Here is a 335-nt window from a genome sequence, read left to right as displayed (position 1 = left end):
GCCGATGTGCTTACCGTGACCCTGAACGGGACCACCTATACCGAGGGCGATGGCAACCTTACCGATAACGGGAACGGCACCTGGACCCTTACCGTACCCGCAGGAAGCGAACTGGCCGAAGGCACCTACGACGTGGCCGGCAATACCGCCGATGATACCACTACGGATGAACTATCCATAGACCTTACGGATCCTACGGCACCTACCGTAAATACCCTATTGACAAACGATACCACCCCGACCATTACCGGGACTGCGGATTCGGCCGATGTGCTTACCGTGACCCTGAACGGGACCGCCTATACCGAGGGCGATGGCAACCTTACCGATAACGG

1 protein-coding gene is annotated in these 335 nt (G+C 57.9%); it reads left to right on the top strand.

Annotation, left to right across the window (positions count from 1 at the left end):
- On the top strand, positions 1-335 hold a 335-nt coding region (locus MWU82_RS24200), incomplete at both ends, for a hypothetical protein (RefSeq protein ID WP_247098336.1).

It is taken from the genome of Arenibacter sp. S6351L (assembly GCF_023016025.1).
GTDB classification, from domain to species: Bacteria; Bacteroidota; Bacteroidia; order Flavobacteriales; family Flavobacteriaceae; genus Arenibacter; species Arenibacter algicola_B.
This window is presented reverse-complemented; position numbering and strand designations above follow the sequence as displayed.